The organism is Nonomuraea sp. NPDC049400 (genome assembly GCF_044466425.1).
Classification (GTDB): domain Bacteria; phylum Actinomycetota; class Actinomycetes; order Streptosporangiales; family Streptosporangiaceae; genus Nonomuraea.
On record NZ_JBITMP010000003.1, the window covers coordinates 119,289 to 135,252 of the forward strand.

Below are 15,964 nucleotides of genomic sequence, written 5' to 3' on the forward strand. Positions count from 1 at the left end.
CCAGGAGCGGGGGCTCTCGCGGCTCTCACGGCTCTCACGGCACTCACGGAGAAACCATCACGTGCGTCGATATTTCGGCAGAAAACTGCTCATATACGGGCTGACCTTCTTCGTCGCGGTCACCGTCAACTGGATGATCCCGCGTTTCATGCCGGGCGACCCGGTGGCGAGCATGGTCGCCAGGGCCAACGTCACCCAGCCCGCCGCCGCGGAGGCGATGCGGGCCTACTACAACAACCTCTTCGGCTTCGACCAGCCGTTGATCACGCAGTACCTCAACTTCTGGGCCGCGCTGCTGCGGGGCGACTTCGGGATCAGCATCTGGCTGTTCCCGACCCCGGTCAGCACCGTGATCACGAACGCGGTGCCGTACACGCTGGGGTTGATCATCCCGTCGGTGCTGCTGAGCTGGGTGGTGGGCAACCGGTTCGGCGCGTACGCCGCCCGGCGCAAGCTGCTCGACAACACCGTGCTCCCGGTCGGGTACGTCCTGACCGCGATGCCGTACATGTGGCTGGCCGTGCTCCTGGCGTGGGCGCTCGGCGTGATCACGGGCCTGTTCCCGGTGGCCGGCGGCTACAGCTTCTCGATGCGGCCCAACTGGTCGTGGACGTTCCTGCTCGACCTGCTGCACCACTGGACGCTGCCGTTCCTGTCGCTGTTCCTGGTGGCGCTGGGCGGCTGGGCCATCGGCATGCGCAACATGATCATCTATGAGCTGGAGTCCGACTACTCGAACTACCTGTCCGCGCTCGGCGCGCCGGCCAGGCTCATCCGCAGGTACGCCTTCCGCAACGCCGTCCTGCCCCAGATCACCGGCCTGGCACTGCAGCTCGGCGTGATCGTGGCCGGAGCCCTGGTCACCGAGATCGTCTTCGCCTACCCGGGGCTGGGCAGCCTGATTCTCAACGCCATCAAGAACAAGGACTTCTTCCTGCTCCAGGGCACGTTCCTGTTCATCGTGCTCGGCGTGCTGATCGCCAACTTCATCATCGACATCGTCTACGTCGTGGTCGATCCGCGTACCAGGGCGGGAATGGCGGGTGCGCAGGCATGACGGCACTCCAGGAAGTCGCCCCGCGCGAGCGCGCCGGGATCCGGCGCGAGGCGCTCTACTTCGCCGTCCGCAACGGCAAGCTGATGTTCGGCTTCGGCCTCGTGCTGGTGCTGCTCCTGCTGGGCCTCATCGGGCCCGTGCTGACCGGCGGCACCCCCAACGAGTACGGCCCCCGCCCCATGAGCCCGCCCTCGGCCGAGCACTGGTTCGGCACCACCACGTTCGGCCAGGACATCTTCCTCCAGTTCGGGTACGGCCTGCGCAGCACCTTCGCCGTGGGCGTGGTCGGCGGCGGCATCGCGGCGGCCATCGGCATGCTCGTCGGCTTCGTGGCCGGCTACCGCGGCGGCATCGTCGACGAGGTGCTCAACATGCTGACCAACGTCATCCTGGTCATCCCCACCCTGGCCGTGCTGCTGATCATCAACGCGTACCTGGGCATCAGGAGCGTGGCCGTGCAGGGCCTGTTCATCGGCCTGACGCAGTGGCCGTGGGCGGCGCGGGCGATCAGGGCACAGACGTTCTCGCTGCGTACCCGCGAGTTCGTGGACCTGGCGCGGATGAGCGGCGCGGGCACCTGGAAGATCATCACCAGGGAGATCGCGCCGAACATGAGCTCCTACCTGTTCATGACGTTCATCCTGCTGTTCGGCGGCGCGATCCTCATCGCCTCCTCGCTCGACTTCATCGGCCTCGGCCCCACCGAGGGCGTCTCGCTCGGCCTGATGCTGCAGAACGCCAACCAGTGGAGCGCGCTCCAGCTCGGCATGTGGTGGTGGTTCGTGCCGCCGGGCGCGGCCATCACCGCCATCGTGGGCGCCCTGTACGTGGCCAACGTCGGCCTCGACGAGGTCTTCAACCCGAAACTGAGGGAGACATGAGCCTGCAGGTCAGCGAGCTGAGGGTGTACTACCGCACGCTCAGGGGCGAGGTCCGGGCGCTCGACGGCATGTCCTTCGAACTGTCGGACGGCGAGATCCTCGGCCTGGTCGGCGAGTCCGGCTGCGGCAAGAGCACGCTGGGCAAGAGCCTCATCCGCATGGACGGCCGCATGCGCCACGCCGGCGGCCGGGTCGTGCTCGACGGCCGGGAGCTGCCCATCGCCGACGACCGCCGGATGAACGACTTCCGCTTCAAACAGGTCTCCCTCATCCCGCAGTACGCCATGAGCGCGCTCAACCCCACCCGCAAGATCCGCAAGATGGTCGGCGAGCTGCTCAGGTCGAGGGGCGAGCAGGTGGACACCCCGGAGCTGGAGCGCCGGATGGCCCAGGTCGGACTGCCCCGCGAGGTGCTCGACCGCTACCCGATCGAGCTGTCCGGCGGCATGAAGCAGCGCATGGTGATGGTCATCTCCACGCTGCTCGACCCGTCCCTGCTGATCGCCGACGAGGTCACCTCCGCGCTCGACGTCTCCACCCAGAAGGCCGTCGCCCGCGCCCTGCTCGGCTTCCGCGAGAGCGGCTACGTCAAGAGCATGATCTTCGTCACCCACGACATCGCGCTGACCCACCAGATCGCCGACACGATCATGGTCATGTACGCGGGCAAGCTGGCCGAGAAGGCGCCCGCCGACGTGATCGTCAAGGCGCCCCGCCATCCGTACACGAGGCTGCTCCTGGACTCCCTGCCGGAGGTCGGTGTCCGCTACGCAGAGCGCAGGCTGGCGGGCATCTCCGGCAGCCCGCCGTCCCTGCTCGATCCGCCGACCGGCTGCCGCTTCCGCGACCGCTGCCCGATCGCCGGACAAGAGTGCGCCGAGGACCCGCCCGTGGCCGAGCTCGCCCCCGGCCACCACGTCGCCTGCTGGAAGGCCTGATGCTGAAACTCGACGAGGTCACCAAGGAATTCAGGATCGGCGCCTTCGGCGGCAAGAGCGTCACGGCCGTCAGGAACGTGAGCTTCGAGGTCGTGCCCGGCGAGGTCGTCTCCCTGATCGGCGAGAGCGGCAGCGGCAAGAGCACGATCGGCCGGATGATCCTCGGCCTGAACCCGGTCACCAGCGGCTCGATCACCTTCGACGGGCGGCCCGTCCGGGCCGGCAAGGAGTACTACCGCCACATCCAGGGCATCTTCCAGGACCCGTTCAGCTCGTTCAACCCGGTGTTCAAGGCCGACCGGGTGTTCGCCATGATCAAGGAGGCGTACTACCCGGCCGTCCCCGATCCCGAGTGGGCCGCCCGGGTCGCCGGGTCCCTGCGTGACGTGCGGCTCAACCCCGACCAGGTGCTCGGCAAGTACCCGCACCAGCTCAGCGGCGGCCAGCTCCAGCGCCTGCTCATCGCCCGCGCGCTGCTGCTGGACATCAAGCTGCTGGTGGCCGACGAGATCACCAGCATGCTGGACGCCTCCACCCGCATCGACGTGCTCAACCTGCTGGCCGAGCTGAAGGCCAGGGGGCTCGGCGTGCTCTACATCACGCACGACCTGTCCCTGGGCAACTACCTCGCCGAGCGCACGGTGGTGCTGCGCCGGGGGAGCGTGGTCGAGATGGGCCTGACGGAGAAGGTCTTCGGGGACCCGCTGCACCCGTACACGCGCGAGCTGCTGTCGGCCGTGCCGCGCCTGCACGAGGAGTGGGACGACGCCGCGCCCGTGGACACCTGCCGGTACCACCAGCGCGGTGCCGTCGGGGGACTGCTGGAGGCCGAGCCCGGCCATTTCGTGGCGTGCGCCCAGCTCGAGACCTGTTGACGAGCTGGGCGGACCCCTCAGCGGCGGTAGTGGAAGCGCCGGTGGATCACGCTGAAGAGCATGGCCCCGAGCCACACCACGAACAGCGCCTTGAAGATCCCGAACCCGCCGAAGATCAGCCCCAGCACCATGAACACGAACAGCACGCCGAGGAACGGGTGCGGCCCCCGGTGGCGCCGCCACGGGTGGCCGTGGTGGTGCCATTGCCGCCGCATCTCCCGGTGCTGCTCGTGCATGGACTGCCGCATGTCCCGGTGAGCCTGGCGCATGGACTGCATCTGCCGCCGGTGCGCGCCCATCGCGTCCCGCCAGCCGTCCATGTCGTAGCGGGGGACCGCGGGCTCGCCGTAGCCGGGCATCGGCTGCGGCGAGCCCGGCAGGTCCGCCGTCACCTTCGCGAGGTCGCGGGCCGTCTTCGAGGCCAGCGCCTGGTCGAGTCGCTCATCGAGCTCCTCGTGGGTCAGGCGGCCCTGCGCGAAGTGCTCGCGCAGTGCGGCCATCGTCTGCTCCCGCTCGGCATCGCCGATGCGGAGTTCCTTCGGGTCCATGCCCAAGCCCTCCCGGAAGGTGATGGTCACTCCTCGCCCGGTTCGCCGTCGGCCAGGATCTGGTAGAGCTTGCGCCGGGTCTCAACAAGAGTCTTACGCGCTTCGCGGATTTGTGCGTCGTTCCCGGTCTGGAGAACCTGCATCATCGCGAAGGCGGACTGCCGGGCGATGTGCCAGAGATCGGCGGTGTTGTCGTCGATGTCCGGCCGCATATCGTCCCACGGGGCCCGGACCTCGTCCGCGTGCGCCTCGATGTAGTTGCGCCCTTCCTCGGTGAGGCGGAAGGTCTTGCGGCCCTCGTTCTCCTCGGAGATCACCAGGCCCTCGTCGGTGAGCTGCTGCAATGCCGGGTAGACGGCACCGGGGCTGGGCTTCCAGCCTCCCTCGCTGCGCTCGGCGATCTCCTGGATGATCTGGTAGCCGTTGCGCGGCTCCTCGGCGAGCAGGGCCAGGATCGCGGCGCGCACGTCGCCCCGCTTGGCCTTGCGGCCCCTGCCCCAGCCGCGGTGGCCGCCGGGACCGCCCCACGGCGGCCCGCCGGGGCCGCCCCACGGGCCGCGGCCCCAGTCGAACGGGAACGGGCCGGGACCGCGACGGCCGCGCTGCCGGTGCTCGTGACGCTCGTGATGGTGACGGTGGCCCTCACCGAAGGCCTCGGACATGGCCCTGAACGCCTCGCGGGCGGCCTGCTTGGCCTCTCGGGCCGCCTGCCGGTACTCGCGCGCGCCGGGCCATTGGCCGCCTGCTGCTTGTGCGGAAGTCATTCTTTCCCCCTATATCGTGATCTGTTCTCGATGTGTCAACGATATATCGATACTATGTCGTTCGCAAGGCTAAGGGTTGAGTGAGCTAGATCACGAAAAAGTTGCGGAATCCGGGAACAGGATGGGGGAGGGGCTCGTTATTCACAGCAGACGAGGTCGTTCCGCGTCGGCAGGGCTGGGGGGTGCTGTCGCCGCGGAGACGACCTCGTCTGCGTTTCCCGGAAGATTGCCCGGATGATTCCGGACGCTGACCCGCGTGCCCATGCGATCGTGAAGGCCCGCTGGGCGGGTCTCGGCGCGTAAAGGACTTCTTTGCCGTACAGTCCGGATCATGATGGGGCACACTCACGCGATGACCGGGGCCATCGCCTGGCTGGGGCTGGCGCCGCCCCTCGCCGCACTTCCACTGGTGAACGAGTCCTCCCGCTTCATCGAGACCGGGATCATGGCGGGCGCGCTCAGCCCGGCCGAACTGATCGCCGGGGCGATCATCTGCGCCGGCGCCGCGATGCTGCCCGACCTCGACCATCCGAGCGCGACGATCGCGCAGACGTTCGGGCCGGTCACGTGGGTGCTCAGTAAGGCCGTGTCCTGGATCAGCGGCGGGCACCGCGGGGCCACCCACTCGCTGGCGTTCGCGGTGGCGCTCGGGTTCGGGGCGCACTGGCTGGCCAACACCTATCCCATCGGGCGCGACATCATGGTCGTGCTGCTCATCGGCCTGGCCCTGCGGGCGATCGGCGTCGGCATCCCCGGCAACAAGGTGGGCTCCGCGCTGATCAACATCGGGCTGACCGCCGGGCTGTACGCCGTCTTCCTCTCGCTCCAGGTGGGTTACGCCTGGCTGGGGCTGGCGGTCGGGATCGGCTGCTTCATCCATGTGGTGGGCGACTGCATGACCGAGCGGGGATGTCCGGTGCTGTGGCCGCTGGGGGCCAAGTTCCTATTGCCGTGGAAGATCGGCATCAAGACGGGCAAGAAGTTCGAGCAGAAGATCCTGGCTCCGGTCCTGTCCGTGGCCATCGTCGGGCTGCTGTTCTGGCGGCTGGTCCCTGCTTAACTTGATGTCGAGATATCCTAGAGATACCTTGACGTCGAGACATCCGCCGTGACGCTCGCGGACTTAGGGTCACCTAACGTGGTTCCCGTCCGAGGAGTGCGGCAGGATTTGCTGTGAAACCTTTCTGATGGAGGAGGCGAATCACCGTGTCCGCGAACAGCTTCGGCAGCCGTGACACGCTACGCGTCGGTGACGCGGCATATGAGATTTTCCGGCTGGATGCCGTCGAGGGCGCCGCACGCCTCCCGTACAGCCTGAAGATCCTGCTGGAAAACCTCCTCCGCACCGAGGACGGCGCGAACATCACCGCCGACCACATCCGTGCGCTGGGCGGCTGGGACCCGAACGCGAAGCCGAGCGTGGAGATCCAGTTCACGCCCGCCCGCGTGATCATGCAGGACTTCACCGGCGTGCCCTGCGTGGTCGACCTGGCCACCATGCGCGAGGCCGTACGCGACCTCGGCGGCGACCCGGCCCGCATCAACCCGCTCGCGCCGGCTGAGATGGTCATCGACCACTCGGTCATCGTCGACTACTTCGGCCACCCGGACGCGTTCCAGCGCAACGTCGAGCGCGAGTACGAGCGCAACCGCGAGCGCTACCAGTTCCTGCGCTGGGGCCAGACGGCCTTCGACGAGTTCAAGGTCGTCCCGCCCGGCACCGGCATCGTCCACCAGGTCAACATCGAGCACCTGGCCCGCGTGGTCATGACCCGCGACGGCAAGGCCTACCCCGACACCTGCGTCGGCACCGACTCCCACACCACCATGGAGAACGGCATCGGCGTCCTGGGCTGGGGCGTCGGCGGCATCGAGGCCGAGGCCGCGATGCTCGGCCAGCCGATCTCCATGCTCATCCCGCGCGTGGTCGGCTTCAAGCTCAGCGGCAAGCTGCCCGCCGGGGCCACCGCCACCGACCTGGTGCTGACGATCACCGAGATCCTGCGCAAGCACGGCGTGGTCGGCAAGTTCGTGGAGTTCTACGGCGAGGGCGTCGCGTCCGTGCCGCTGGCCGACCGGGCCACGATCGGCAACATGAGCCCCGAGTTCGGCTCCACCTGCGCGATCTTCCCGATCGACGGCCAGACCGTCGACTACCTGCGGCTGACCGGGCGCTCCGAGGAGCAGATCGCGCTCGTCGAGGCGTACGCCAAGACCCAGGGCCTGTGGCTCGACCCGTCCGCGCCCGAGCCGGTCTTCTCCGAGTACATCGAGCTCGACCTCGGCACCGTCGTCCCGTCGATCGCCGGTCCCAAGCGCCCGCAGGACCGCATCGCGCTGTCGGCCGCCAAGGCCACCTGGCGCCACGACGTGCAGAACTACGTGACCGACGGGGTCGACGAGGCCGGTGAGGAGACCTTCCCGGCCTCCGACGCGCCGGCCTCCAACGCCGCCGCCAACGGCGGCCGGCCGCACAAGCCGGTGCCCGTCACGCTGGCCGACGGCACCTCGTTCGAGATCGACCACGGCATCGTCTCGATCGCCGCGATCACCTCGTGCACCAACACCTCCAACCCGTTCGTCATGCTCGGCGCGGCGCTGCTGGCCCGCAACGCCGTCGACAAGGGCCTGACCCGCAAGCCGTGGGTCAAGACCTCGCTGGCCCCCGGCTCGCAGGTGGTCACCGGCTACTTCGAGCGCTCGGGGCTGCAGCCGTACCTCGACAAGATCGGCTTCAACCTCGTCGGCTACGGCTGCACCACCTGCATCGGCAACTCGGGCCCGCTGCCGCCGGAGATCTCCGAGGCAGTCCAGGCCAACGACCTCGCGGTCACGGCCGTGCTGTCGGGCAACCGCAACTTCGAGGGCCGCATCAACCCCGACGTCAAGATGAACTACCTGGCCTCGCCGCCGCTCGTGGTGGCGTACGCGCTGGCCGGGACCATGGACATCGACCTCGACACCGAGCCGCTCGGCATCGGCAACGACGGTCAGCCGGTCTACCTGAAGGACATCTGGCCGTCGCCGGAGGAGATCTCGGCGGTGGTCAACTCCTCCATCGGCCGTGACATGTTCGAGCGTGACTACGCCGACGTGTTCAAGGGCGACGACCACTGGCGTTCGCTGCCGATCCCGACGGGCGACACGTTCGAGTGGGACCTGGACTCGACGTACGTGCGCAAGGCCCCGTACTTCGACGGCATGCCGTCCAAGCCCGAGCCCGTCACCGACATCACCGGCGCCCGCGTGCTGGTCAAGGTCGGCGACTCGGTCACCACGGACCACATCTCGCCGGCCGGCTCCATCAAGGTCGGCACCCCGGCCGCGCAATACCTGCAGGCCAACGGCGTCGAGGTGAAGGACTTCAACTCCTACGGCTCGCGGCGCGGCAACCACGAGGTGATGATCCGCGGCACGTTCGCCAACATCCGCCTGCGCAACCAGATCGCGCCGGGCACCGAGGGCGGCTACACCCGCGACTTCACCCAGCCCGACGGGCCGGTGTCGTTCATCTACGACGCCTCGGTCAACTACGCCGCGGCTGAGACGCCGCTGGTGGTGCTGGCAGGCAAGGAGTACGGCTCCGGCTCCTCGCGCGACTGGGCGGCCAAGGGCACGGCGCTGCTGGGCGTGCGCGCGGTCATCGCCGAGTCGTACGAGCGCATCCACCGCTCCAACCTGATCGGCATGGGCGTGCTGCCGCTGCAGTTCCCCGAGGGGGCATCGGCTGAGGCGCTCGGGCTGACCGGCGAGGAGACGTTCGACATCACGGGCGTCGAGGAGCTCAACTCGGGCGGCATCCCGCGCACGGTCCACGTCAAGGCGGGCGAGGTGGAGTTCGACGCGGTGGTGCGCATCGACACGCCGGGCGAGGCCGACTACTACCGTCACGGCGGGATCATGCAGTACGTTCTTCGCTCGTTGCTCGCGAAGTGACTTCCCGGGCTCGCGCGCGGTCATGAGCCGCGCGTGGGCCGGGAGCCCTTGGCTTTCTTGAGCCGGGGTTGGGCGCGATCCTCACGCGCCCGTATCGGGGGAACCACCCGACACAGAGGAGAGCCGCCCGGCGGGACACCCCCCGCCGGGCGGCTCTTCGTCATCGGGGCGTCGTCCGGTGGCGGTGGGTGGCCGGCGGTATGAATCCCGCGAGGATCGCCACCGACCAGATCGGCCTCGCGGGCACCGGGTGCTGGAGCGGGAGGATTGCGCTTAACAATCGGCGACGTGTGGCACGATGAGAGTGCCACCCGGCGAACTGCTATTTCGCCGGGCGGCAAACTCTCACTAGATTGAGTCGACGATCCAGTCAGTGACTTCGCGGACGACGTCGTCGGGAGCGATCCCGATCCTCTTCGTGAACCGTTGCGGGGACACGCTGCGCACGTGCTCGACCATGGCCCAGCTGGGTTTCTCCAGACCGGTGCCAGCGCAGCCGATGTGGATGTGATTGTCCCATCCCCTGTCGGTCGTCGTCAGCGGCACGACAATCTTGACTGGGGCTGCGGCGTTGAACTCGTCGTTGCTGACCACGAGCACGGGGCGGGGGAAGCCCTGCTCGCGGCCGACGGGTTCGCCCAGGTCAGCGAGCCAGAGCTCGCCCTGGATCACCCTCATCTCTCTCCTCGGGGAACGTGATGAGCCCCTCCCACTCCGGTGCGATGCGGGTGGAGCGTGACGGCTTGCCCTGAACCACCTCCGATTCGGCGAGGTAGTCGGCCCAGGCTTGCGGATCTTCTCGTCGTGTCTGCTCCATCTGCTCCGCGACGTGCTGCCAGCGCTGCTTCTTCTCCATCTCCCGGATGGCCTGGTCGATGATCGCGGTCATGGGTTCACCTGCCTTCTTCGCGAGTGCTGCGATCTTGTCTCTGGTCTTGACGCTGACGCGTATGCTCGTCGCTTTGGGCTTCATCGGCATACTCCTGACACTACGTCGGCGTCGTGGGAAGAGGTTACACGCTCGATGTCACTCTCGCGGTAGTAATCACAACAGAGAGTAAGGGTGATTGACTCTCGTCCATGACTGATGCGGCATCGGTGCTGATTATTGGCGGTCTGGCGGTCTTCGTCGGGGCGATTGTCCAAGGTGGTGTGGGTTTCGGGCTGGGGCTGGTCGCCGCTCCCGTGCTCACCATGCTGGGCCCCGACCTCATGCCGGGCGCCATGCAGGTCGTCAACATGACGCTGCCGCTGTTCACGCTGGCCGCCGAGTGGCGGACGGTGGACTGGCGCGGGCTCGGTTTCGCGGTGCTGGGAAGGCTGCCCGGGGGTGTGGTCGGTGCAGTCGTCGTTGTCTACGTTTCCGTATACGCCAGGGGTGTCTTCGTCGCGGTCATGGTGCTCATCGCGGTGGCGCTGACGGCCAGGGCGCTGAGCGTGCCGCGTAACGGGCTGACGATCGCCTCCGCCGGATTCGTCTCGGGGATCACCGGGACGGCCACGGGCATCGGCGGGCCGCCGATGGGGCTCGTCTACCAGCACGCCAAGGGGCCGCAGATCAGGGCGACGCTGGCGATGTTCTTCTTCCTGAGCGCCGCCCAGTCGCTGGTCGTCCTCGCGGTCGTGGACGAGCTCCCGGCTCGGGCGCTGATGACGGGGGCGGCGCTGATCGTGCCCATGCTGCTGGGCTTCCTGGCATCGGGGCCGCTGCGGCGTTTCCTCGACGGCGGCAAGGTGCGAGTGGCCGTCCTGGTCGTGGCGGCCGCCTCGGCGCTGGCGCTGATCGTGCAGACCGTGATGACCGGGTTGCTCACCTGACGTTCGGCTGAACCTGTGACCAAGCCGGTTACCGCTGCGCCCACGCGGTCAGGGCAGCGCGTCGGCGCTTCGGCTCGTGCCGAGCGCGGGGACGGCGGCGACCAGGAACTCGCGGATCGCGCGCTCCATCTGAACCGAGTCGCGGTCGAAGAGCCACTGGGCCTGCACGCCGTTGATGAGCGCGATGGTCATCGTGGCGAGCGTCTCGGGATCGCTGGACGAGCGCAGCTCTCCGCGTTCGGCCAGGGACTGGAAGGCCATGCCGAAGAAGCGGCGGAGCATGCGGTAGCGCTCGGCGTAGTAGGCGTGCGCCGGATGGTCGGGAGAGGTGGCCTCCCCCGACACGACACAGTGCAACTCCATCAGACCGGGCTGCAGTTCGTTGTCCACGATGACGGAGAGCATGCCCCTGAGGCTCTCGACGGGGTTGGCGGTCGGGTCGAGGGCGTGTGCCGATTCGAGGTAGGCGGTGCCGCGTTCGTCGCGCAGCGCCAGCACGGCCGCGAGCAGCTCCTCCTTGCTGGAGAAGTGGTGCAGCAGGCCCGTGTAGCTGATGCCGGCGCGTTTGGCGATGTCTTTCATGGTCGCGCCGTAGAAACCGGTCTGGCCGAAGGCATCCACGCAGGCTTCGACGACCCGGCGGCGGATGGCCGCCGTCTTGGCGTAGGGCCCGCGGCTGGTGCTCTGGGTCACGGCTTCCTCCGGCAGGGATTTTAAATTCGTACTCCTATTCGGGTTTTATGGTATCGCGCCGCCGGCCTGGCGAGCGCGGATTGCTCGCCAGGCCGGGTGTGGAACGGGTTACGCCTGCTCGCTCACCTCGATGGCGGCGGCAGGGCAGACGGCCGCGGCCTCGCGGACGGCGGCGTGCCGGTCCGCGGCCGGCTCGGGTTCCAGCAGGATGACGATGCCGTCGTCGTCACGCTGGTCGAACACCTCCGGGGCGAGCAGCACACACTGGCCCGCGCCGCAGCATTTGTCCTCGTCGACGATGACTTTCATGGTGATCCCTCTCTGCGATGTCACCAGCGGACCGGGACCGTGCGCAGGCCGCCGACGGCCAGCCCCTCGACCCGCTCCAGCTCCTCCACCGGCACGGCCAGGTCCAGGCCCGGCAACTTGCGCAGCAGCACCTCCAGGACGACCTGTAGCTCGGTACGGGCCAGCGCCTGGCCCAGGCAGGAGTGGGCGCCGGAGCCGAAGGCCAGATGCGGGTTCGGGGTGCGGGTCAGGTCCAGCTCTGCCGCGTTGCCGAAGACGCTCTCGTCGCGGTTGGCGGCGGCCATGCTGCACACCACCGTGGTGCCCTTGGGCAGGTGCGTGCCGCTGACCTCGGTCTCCTCCTTCAGGTAGCGGGGCAGGCCGAAGCCGGAGTTGGCGTCGAGGCGCAGCGACTCCTCGACGGCGGTGCGGATCAGCGACGGGTCGGCCAGCAGGGCCTCCCACCGGCTGCGGTCGGCCAGCAGCATGGCGACCATCTTGCCGATCATGTTGGCGGTGGTCTCGTGCCCCGCGACCAGCAGCGCCATGCCGGTGACCAGGAGCTGGATGTCGGACAGGCCGCCGTCCTCGGGGCCGCCCGCCGCGATCAGCTCGCTCAGCAGGTCGCTGCCGGGCTGCTCCCGCTTGGCGGCCAGGTGCTCGGACATGTACTGGAAGAACTCGGCCTGGGCGGCCTCGATCTCCTCCTTGCCGTAGCGGGTGAGGTTGAGCAGGGTGTCCGACCAGTACGAGAACCGGTCCCGGTCCTCGGCGGGCACGCCGAGCATGTCGCAGATGACGTACACCGGCAGCGGGAAGCCCAGGCTCGCCTTGAGATCGGCGGGCTGGCCCCGCTCGACCATGTCGTCGATCAGGTCGGCGGCGATCTGCGCCATCTGGGGCCGCAGCGCGTTCATGCGCTTGGCGGTGAACCACTTGCCGACCAGCCGCCGCCAGTGCTGGTGCTCCTCCCCGCCGTCGGGGATGATCGCCGCCATCTCGCTGCTGAACAGCCCGCCGTCGTCGGTGGCCGACAGGCGGGCCGCGTCGGGGGCGTTGAGCAGCCGGGTGAAGCGCGGGTCGGCCAGGACCTGCTTGACATCCTCGTACCGGGTCAGCAGAGACGCCTGGTCGCCGCTGGGCAGCTTCACGTGCGCCACCGGACACGTACCGCGCAACTCGGCCCACTCCGCGGGCGGCTCCAGCGCCGCCGGAGCCGGGATCGGATAGTCCAGGACTTGCTCGCTCTGGCTCATTCGACTTCTCCTCGGAAGTGGTGTTTCGCTGTCAGGTTGCTGGATGAGTGGTGCGAGGCCCGCCCGACGGCGTTCAGGCCGCGGACCAGCCGCCGTCCACGGGCACGATCGCGCCGTTGACGAACGAGGCGGCGTCGGAGGCGAGGAAGAGTGCGGCCTCGGCCATCTGCTCCGGCTGCGCGATGCGTTCGCCGAGGGCGAGCACCGGAGCAAGACGGGTCAGGCCGATCTCGTCGAAGGTGGCGGTGGCGGCCATGCCGGTCATGGTCGGGCCGGGGAGGATGGCGTTGCAGCGGATGCCGTCCTTGGCGTACGCCCAGGCGATGTTGCGGGTCAGGCCGACGACGCCGTGCTTGGAGGCGGTGTAGGCGACGCCCGCCGCGCCGCCCCTGATCCCGGCCTCGGAGGCGGTGTTGATGATCGCGCCGCCGCCCTGGCGCAGCATGTGCGGCAGGACCGCATGAGCGACCAGGAACGTGCCGGTCAGGTTGACGCGCAGGACCCGCTCCCACTGCTCGACGGTGACGTCGGCGGGCAGCGCCATCGTGTCCATGATCCCGGCGTTGTTGCACAGCACGTCGATACGGCCGTACGCGCTGACCGCCGCGTCGACGAGCCCGGCCACGGAGTCCTGGTCGGCGATGTCGGCGGGTACGGCGACGGCCAGGTCGTCGCCGATGTCGGCGGCGGTGCTCGCGGCGCTGTCGGCGTGGATGTCGCAGACCACGACCCGCGAGCCCGCCTTGGCGAAGGCGACGGCCATCGCCCGGCCGATTCCCGAGCCTGCTCCTGTGACCAGGGCAACGCGGTCGTCAAAGGTTTGCGTGGTCACATGCAGGTCCTTTCGGGGTCAATCGGCGACGGCGGCGCTCGAGAGGGAGTTCCGGGGCATGGCGGTGACATGGCACCGCTACCGGACTATGGGGTCCGGATGCACCGTAGCCGCTGCCATCGGCACATGTCGAGCGGATGCCACAGAAATCCGGACTATGGGGTCCGGTTGCTACCGTAGCCACCATGTCCCACACCCGGCGGCCCAACAGAGGACCGAGCGCGGCGGCGGAGAACCGGGCGGCGCTCATCGCTGCGGCCCGCGAATGGTTCGCCGCAGACGGATACGACGCGCCTCTCGCCTCGATCGCGCGTACGGCCGGTGTCGGCAAGGGCAGCCTCTACCGGCACTTCCCCGACCGCGCCAGCCTCGCGCTGGCCGTCTTCGAGGAAGGTGTCAAGGAGTTGGAGGCGCTCGCCGCCGAACCCGGAACCACCCTGGACGACATGCTGGCGCTGATGACCGAGCAGGCCATCGCCTCGACCGCGTTCGTCGGCATGGTCAGCGCTCCCGTCGACCCGCGCATCGCCCGGGTGCGCGACCGGGTGGCGGCGTTGCTGCGCGACCTGCTCGCCGAGGCGAGGGAGGCCGGCCGCGTGCGCGCGTACGTCACCACCGAGGACCTGGTCACGGCCATGGGCATGATCGCGGCGCTGCTGGCCAAGATACCGGCGGCCGAACGGCGCGAGACCGCTGAGCGGGCATGGCTGCTCCTCTTTTCGGGCATCGCGTGCGATCCCCGGGGGTCCGCGCCGCCCGCTCCTTCTGATCGCTGAGGCAGGCATCGCTTGAGAGGCCCCCTCGGCGCTCAAAATAGTATCGCGATTCGAGTTTCGATGTTACTGTGTGCCGACTCAGCAGTCTCGAGCAAGGATCGACCGATGACCCGACCCGGATTCCTTTGGGGAGCAGCGACCGCGCCACACCAGGTGGAAGGGAACAACGTCAACAGCGACTGGTGGGTTCTCGAGCAGCGTATGCCGGGCATGGAGCGCAGCGGCGACGCGTGCGACAGCTACCACCGCTACGCCGAGGACATGCGCCTGCTCGCGGAGGCCGGACTCGACACCTACCGTTTCGGGATCGAGTGGGCCCGCATCGAGCCGGCTCCGGGGCAGTTCTCCCGGGCCGAGCTGGCCCACTACCGCAGGATGATCGACACCGCCTTCGACCTGGGGCTCACTCCGGTCATCACCCTGCACCACTTCACCAACCCGCGCTGGTTCGCCGAGGAGCAGGGCTGGATGGGCGAGCGGGCGATCGAGCGTTTCCGGGCCTACGTCCAGGCCGTGGCGGGCATTCTCGACGGAGTCGAGTGGGTCTGCACGATCAATGAGCCGAACATGCTGGCCCTGATGGTGACCATGAGCAGGGTCGCGCAGTCCGGCGACGCCAAGTCGTGGATGAGCCCGACCGTGGAGGGCGCGGCCCGCCCGGTGCTGCCGAACCCCGACCCGGAGGTCGGCCACCGCCTGGCCGAAGCACACGACGCCGCCCGCGAGGTCCTGAAGAAGGAGACCTCCGCGTCGGTCGGCTGGACGGTGGCCTGTCAGGCGCTCACCGCGACGCCGGGCAACGAGGACAAGCTCCGCGAACTGCGGTACATCCGCGAGGACCTCTACCTGGAGGCCGCCCGCGGCGACGATTTCATCGGCGTGCAGTCCTACTCCAGCCAGGCCGTGGACGAGAACGGCGTCGTGCCGCACCCGCAGAGCCCGGACAACACGATGACCGGCAACGCCTACCGGCCCGACGCGATCGCCATCGCCGTCCGCCACGCCTGGGAGGCGACCGGGCACACCCCGATCCTCATCACCGAGAACGGCATCGCCACCCCCGACGACACCCGCCGCATCGCCTACACCTCCGAGGCCCTGCGCCACCTGTTCGACTGCATGGACGAGGGCATCGACGTGCGCGGCTACCTCCATTGGACCGCCGTGGACAACTTCGAGTGGGGTCACTGGGGGCCCACGTTCGGGCTCATGGCCGTGGACCGCGAGACGTTCGAGCGCAAGCCCAAGCCGAGCCTGGCTTGGCTGGGCGAGGTTGCCCGCCGTGGCGGGCTCGCGTAAGCG

17 protein-coding genes are annotated in these 15,964 nt (G+C 68.7%); 9 read left to right on the forward strand and 8 right to left on the reverse strand.

Annotation, left to right across the window (positions count from 1 at the left end; genetic code table 11):
• The first annotated feature begins 61 nt into the window (after positions 1-61).
• The 4 genes from ACIBVN_RS04445 to ACIBVN_RS04460 are packed head-to-tail and all read left to right on the forward strand — an operon-like array spanning position 62 to position 3,751.
• Complete coding sequence (locus ACIBVN_RS04445) at positions 62-1,057, forward strand: ABC transporter permease (RefSeq protein ID WP_397132581.1); 996 nt, start codon at positions 62-64, stop codon at positions 1,055-1,057.
• Positions 1,054-1,938 carry an ABC transporter permease gene (locus tag ACIBVN_RS04450; protein ID WP_397132583.1) on the forward strand — a complete coding sequence of 295 codons (885 nt, stop codon included), beginning with the start codon at positions 1,054-1,056 and terminating at the stop codon, positions 1,936-1,938. The genes ACIBVN_RS04445 and ACIBVN_RS04450 overlap by 4 nt, the downstream gene beginning before the upstream one ends.
• The gene (locus tag ACIBVN_RS04455) at positions 1,935-2,876 is read left to right on the forward strand and encodes an ABC transporter ATP-binding protein (protein ID WP_397132585.1); all 942 of its coding nucleotides are present in this window, start codon (positions 1,935-1,937) and stop codon (positions 2,874-2,876) included. Before ACIBVN_RS04450 ends, ACIBVN_RS04455 begins: the two co-directional genes overlap by 4 nt.
• Positions 2,876-3,751, forward strand: a complete 876-nt coding sequence (locus tag ACIBVN_RS04460; protein WP_397132587.1) for an ABC transporter ATP-binding protein — start codon at positions 2,876-2,878, stop codon at positions 3,749-3,751. The genes ACIBVN_RS04455 and ACIBVN_RS04460 overlap by 1 nt, the downstream gene beginning before the upstream one ends.
• Positions 3,752-3,768: 17 nt before the next feature.
• Here ACIBVN_RS04460 and ACIBVN_RS04465 read toward each other — a convergent pair whose 3' ends face one another.
• Complete coding sequence (locus tag ACIBVN_RS04465) at positions 3,769-4,299, reverse strand: DUF1707 domain-containing protein (protein WP_397132589.1); 531 nt, start codon at positions 4,297-4,299, stop codon at positions 3,769-3,771.
• A gap of 26 nt (positions 4,300-4,325) precedes the next feature.
• A complete protein-coding gene (locus tag ACIBVN_RS04470) occupies positions 4,326-5,063 on the reverse strand; it encodes a PadR family transcriptional regulator (RefSeq protein WP_397132591.1) in 738 nt (245 codons plus the stop codon).
• A 331-nt stretch (positions 5,064-5,394) separates the two neighbouring features.
• Here ACIBVN_RS04470 and ACIBVN_RS04475 point away from each other — a divergent pair, with 331 nt between their 5' ends.
• Positions 5,395-6,123, forward strand: a complete 729-nt coding sequence (locus ACIBVN_RS04475) for a metal-dependent hydrolase (RefSeq protein WP_397132593.1) — start codon at positions 5,395-5,397, stop codon at positions 6,121-6,123.
• A gap of 146 nt (positions 6,124-6,269) precedes the next feature.
• Entirely contained in the window at positions 6,270-8,999 is a 2,730-nt protein-coding gene (gene acnA / locus ACIBVN_RS04480; protein ID WP_397132595.1) for an aconitate hydratase AcnA, read from the forward strand.
• A 348-nt stretch (positions 9,000-9,347) separates the two neighbouring features.
• On the opposite strand, the gene ACIBVN_RS04485 is transcribed toward acnA, so the two are convergent.
• Both ACIBVN_RS04485 and ACIBVN_RS04490 read right to left on the reverse strand, forming a co-directional pair.
• Complete coding sequence (locus ACIBVN_RS04485; protein ID WP_397132597.1) at positions 9,348-9,671, reverse strand: type II toxin-antitoxin system PemK/MazF family toxin; 324 nt, start codon at positions 9,669-9,671, stop codon at positions 9,348-9,350.
• Positions 9,643-9,978 (reverse strand): hypothetical protein, encoded by a 336-nt coding sequence (locus ACIBVN_RS04490; protein WP_397132599.1) that lies wholly within the window; start codon positions 9,976-9,978, stop codon positions 9,643-9,645. The genes ACIBVN_RS04485 and ACIBVN_RS04490 overlap by 29 nt, the downstream gene beginning before the upstream one ends.
• Before the next feature lie 101 nt (positions 9,979-10,079).
• Here ACIBVN_RS04490 and ACIBVN_RS04495 point away from each other — a divergent pair, with 101 nt between their 5' ends.
• Entirely contained in the window at positions 10,080-10,817 is a 738-nt protein-coding gene (locus tag ACIBVN_RS04495) for a TSUP family transporter (protein ID WP_397132601.1), read from the forward strand.
• A 48-nt stretch (positions 10,818-10,865) separates the two neighbouring features.
• On the opposite strand, the gene ACIBVN_RS04500 is transcribed toward ACIBVN_RS04495, so the two are convergent.
• From ACIBVN_RS04500 to ACIBVN_RS04515, 4 genes are all read right to left on the reverse strand, one after another.
• Entirely contained in the window at positions 10,866-11,510 is a 645-nt protein-coding gene (locus ACIBVN_RS04500; protein ID WP_397132603.1) for a TetR/AcrR family transcriptional regulator, read from the reverse strand.
• 108 nt (positions 11,511-11,618) lie between these two features.
• On the reverse strand, positions 11,619-11,819 hold the full coding sequence (locus tag ACIBVN_RS04505; protein ID WP_397132605.1) for a ferredoxin: 201 nt from the start codon (positions 11,817-11,819) through the stop codon (positions 11,619-11,621).
• Between the two features lie 20 nt (positions 11,820-11,839).
• Positions 11,840-13,054, reverse strand: coding sequence for a cytochrome P450 (locus ACIBVN_RS04510; RefSeq protein ID WP_397132607.1), 1,215 nt, complete (start codon positions 13,052-13,054; stop codon positions 11,840-11,842).
• A 73-nt stretch (positions 13,055-13,127) separates the two neighbouring features.
• Positions 13,128-13,886 (reverse strand): SDR family NAD(P)-dependent oxidoreductase, encoded by a 759-nt coding sequence (locus ACIBVN_RS04515; RefSeq protein ID WP_397132609.1) that lies wholly within the window; start codon positions 13,884-13,886, stop codon positions 13,128-13,130.
• A 185-nt stretch (positions 13,887-14,071) separates the two neighbouring features.
• On the opposite strand from ACIBVN_RS04515, the gene ACIBVN_RS04520 reads away from it, so the two are divergent.
• Positions 14,072-14,662, forward strand: coding sequence for a TetR family transcriptional regulator (locus ACIBVN_RS04520; RefSeq protein ID WP_397132611.1), 591 nt, complete (start codon positions 14,072-14,074; stop codon positions 14,660-14,662).
• 105 nt (positions 14,663-14,767) lie between these two features.
• Positions 14,768-15,961 carry a family 1 glycosylhydrolase gene (locus ACIBVN_RS04525; RefSeq protein ID WP_397132613.1) on the forward strand — a complete coding sequence of 398 codons (1,194 nt, stop codon included), beginning with the start codon at positions 14,768-14,770 and terminating at the stop codon, positions 15,959-15,961.
• Positions 15,962-15,964 lie beyond the last annotated feature (3 nt).

What these genes read in the sequence shown, in the direction of transcription:
- ACIBVN_RS04450 (WP_397132583.1), top strand. Translation starts at nt 1,054, where the DNA reads ATGACGGCACTCCAGGAAGTCGCCCCGCGCGAGCGCGCCGGGATCCGG.
- ACIBVN_RS04455 (WP_397132585.1), top strand. Translation starts at nt 1,935, where the DNA reads ATGAGCCTGCAGGTCAGCGAGCTGAGGGTGTACTACCGCACGCTCAGG.
- ACIBVN_RS04460 (WP_397132587.1), top strand. Translation starts at nt 2,876, where the DNA reads ATGCTGAAACTCGACGAGGTCACCAAGGAATTCAGGATCGGCGCCTTC.
- ACIBVN_RS04465 (WP_397132589.1), bottom strand. Translation starts at nt 4,299, where the DNA reads ATGGACCCGAAGGAACTCCGCATCGGCGATGCCGAGCGGGAGCAGACG.
- ACIBVN_RS04470 (WP_397132591.1), bottom strand. Translation starts at nt 5,063, where the DNA reads ATGACTTCCGCACAAGCAGCAGGCGGCCAATGGCCCGGCGCGCGCGAG.
- ACIBVN_RS04475 (WP_397132593.1), top strand. Translation starts at nt 5,395, where the DNA reads ATGATGGGGCACACTCACGCGATGACCGGGGCCATCGCCTGGCTGGGG.
- ACIBVN_RS04490 (WP_397132599.1), bottom strand. Translation starts at nt 9,978, where the DNA reads ATGCCGATGAAGCCCAAAGCGACGAGCATACGCGTCAGCGTCAAGACC.
- ACIBVN_RS04495 (WP_397132601.1), top strand. Translation starts at nt 10,080, where the DNA reads ATGACTGATGCGGCATCGGTGCTGATTATTGGCGGTCTGGCGGTCTTC.
- ACIBVN_RS04505 (WP_397132605.1), bottom strand. Translation starts at nt 11,819, where the DNA reads ATGAAAGTCATCGTCGACGAGGACAAATGCTGCGGCGCGGGCCAGTGT.
- ACIBVN_RS04510 (WP_397132607.1), bottom strand. Translation starts at nt 13,054, where the DNA reads ATGAGCCAGAGCGAGCAAGTCCTGGACTATCCGATCCCGGCTCCGGCG.
- ACIBVN_RS04520 (WP_397132611.1), top strand. Translation starts at nt 14,072, where the DNA reads ATGTCCCACACCCGGCGGCCCAACAGAGGACCGAGCGCGGCGGCGGAG.
- ACIBVN_RS04525 (WP_397132613.1), top strand. Translation starts at nt 14,768, where the DNA reads ATGACCCGACCCGGATTCCTTTGGGGAGCAGCGACCGCGCCACACCAG.